The organism is Actinoplanes sp. NPDC051633 (genome assembly GCF_040681735.1).
Taxonomy (GTDB): domain Bacteria; phylum Actinomycetota; class Actinomycetes; order Mycobacteriales; family Micromonosporaceae; genus Actinoplanes.
In genome coordinates, this window is the sequence record NZ_JBFAZH010001262.1 from 1 (window position 1) to 2,137 (window position 2,137).

Annotated in this window: 3 protein-coding genes; all 3 read right to left on the reverse strand. The window is 72.3% G+C overall.

What is annotated here, in order from left to right:
• Positions 1–63: 63 nt before the first annotated feature.
• A complete protein-coding gene (locus tag AB0M20_RS39825) occupies positions 64–909 on the reverse strand; it encodes a metal ABC transporter permease (RefSeq protein WP_364306290.1) in 846 nt (281 codons plus the stop codon).
• Positions 893–1,777 carry a metal ABC transporter permease gene (locus AB0M20_RS39830; RefSeq protein WP_364306293.1) on the reverse strand — a complete coding sequence of 295 codons (885 nt, stop codon included), beginning with the start codon at positions 1,775–1,777 and terminating at the stop codon, positions 893–895. Before AB0M20_RS39830 ends, AB0M20_RS39825 begins: the two co-directional genes overlap by 17 nt.
• Positions 1,774–2,137, reverse strand: a 364-nt coding sequence (locus AB0M20_RS39835; RefSeq protein WP_364306295.1) for an ATP-binding cassette domain-containing protein, incomplete at its 5' end; no start/stop codon positions are given. The genes AB0M20_RS39830 and AB0M20_RS39835, both read right to left, overlap by 4 nt.

Here is a 2,137-nt window from a genome sequence, read left to right on the forward strand (position 1 = left end):
TGCCGCGCAGGGTCTCCACCGCCTTGGCCAGTGCGGTCGTGTCGACGATCGGCCCGCCGGTCATCACTGCACCGTCCGGGCACGACGGGCGGTGGCGACAAGACCGTCCGGGATCGCCCGCAGCCGCGTGGTCACCCAGGTCAGCGCGAGCACCGCCGTCGCGACCAGTGAGATGCCCGCGCCCGCGGCGACGTTCCATCGGCTGGACATCCACAGCCCGCCGAGCCCGCTGACGACGGCGAAGCCGACCGCGAGCGCAGTGATGACCGCGAGCCGCTCGGACACGAGCCGGGCAGCCGCCGCCGGGGCGACGATCAATGAGACCGCGAGGATCGTCCCGACCGCCGGGACCAGGGCCACCACGGCGACCTCGATGGTGAGCAGCAGAACGATGTCCCATCGCGTCGCGGCCATCCCGGCTGCGGCCGCGCCGTCGCGGTCGAACCCGATCAGCAGCAACGGTCGCGTCCCGATCAGGAGAACCCCGCCCACGACCAGCAGCGCCACCGCTGTGGTGATCAGGTCTGGGACGTCGACGGTGAGGACCGACCCGACCAGGAACGAAGACAGGTCCCGGCTGAAGCCGCTCTGTGTGGCGACCAGTGCGGCGCCGAGAGCGAACCCGGCGGACAGCAGCACGCCGGTCGCCGCTGCCGCGTCCTGACCGCGGCGCCGGCTCAGGGCCGCAACGCCGAGCGCGACCAGGACGCCCGCGACGGCGCCTCCGAGGAGGATGTTGACGCCGATGATCGAGGCAGCGACCACGCCCGGGAAGGTCGCGTGGGTGAGCGCCATCGTGAAGAACGACAGCCGGCGCAGGACCACCTGCACGCCGGCGAGGCCGGCCAGCGCGCCGGCGAGGACGATCTCGGCCGTGGCGCGATGCAGAGCGTCATCCCACCAGCTCATGAGCGGAGTCCCTCTCTCGCGGCCCCGGCGCGGGGTGCCGGCGGCTGCGCAGCACGCGTACCGGAATCACCAGCAGGTAGGCGGCGACCAGCAGCAGGACCACCGATGATGCGGAGGTAAGGGCGACGCCGAAGCGCACCGACGCGGTCCAGCTCACCAGCAGCCCTGCGTAGCCGGCGGCTGCGATCAGGACGGTGCCGGCCACCGCCATCACGGCCAGGCGATCGGTCACCATTCGCGCCGCGGCGGCCGGGACGATCAAGAGCGCGACGACGAGGATGGTGCCTACCGCCCGGACCCCGGCGACCACGACCAGGGCGACGACGAGGTTGAGCCAGAGGTCGAGCCGCCCGATCCGGAATCCCGCGGCCGCGGCTCCGGCCGGGTCGAAGGTGCGGAACAGCAGTGCGCGGGCGCCGATCAAGAGCGCGACAAGCACCACGACCGCCAGCATGGCGGTCTCGGCCATTTGCCGCGGCGTCACGGTCAACAGCCGTCCGAAAAGGAAAGAAGTCAGATCGGCGGTGTACGACGACCGGCGCGACACGAGCAGGACGCCGACCGAGAACATCGCGGTCAGCAGGACGGCGGTGGCCGCGTCGTCGGAGACCCTTCCGCGGCGGGTCAGCGCCGTCAGCACCAGCGCGGTGATTACGGCCGCGCCCAGCGCCCCGGCGAACACGCCCTCCAGCCCGGCCGCCAGGAAGCCGATCACCACGCCGGGGAAGACGGTGTGGGTCAGCGCGTCCGAGACGAATGACAGGCGACGGGCGAAGACGAAGACGCTGACCGGCCCGCAGATCGCGGCGAGCAGCACCATCTCGGCCAGCGCCCGGCCCATGAAGGGCATGGTGAACGGCTCGATCACGGCTCGACCAGCATCATCCGGCCGTCGGTGAGGTCGATGGCCTGGCGGCCGTAGGCGCGGCACAGCGATTCGGCCGTCAGTGCGTCCGCCGGCGGCCCGACGGCCCACTGCCGCCCGTTGAGCAGGCAGACCAGATCGGCGAGGTCGCGCGCCACGCGCAGGTCGTGGGTGCTCAGCACGAGTGCGGTGCCCGAGGCGGTGAGCTCCCGCAGCACCCGGACGATGGCATCCTGACTGACCGCGTCGACCCCGTTGAACGGCTCGTCGAGCAGCAGCAGTCGCGGCTCGGCCGCGATGGCGCGAGCCAGCAGCACCCGCTGGCGCTGCCCGCCGGACAGTGTGCCGAACCGGTGCCCGGCC

Excerpts from the sequence above, each read along its gene's own strand:
- AB0M20_RS39825 (WP_364306290.1), bottom strand. The coding sequence starts at position 909 with ATGAGCTGGTGGGATGACGCTCTGCATCGCGCCACGGCCGAGATCGTC.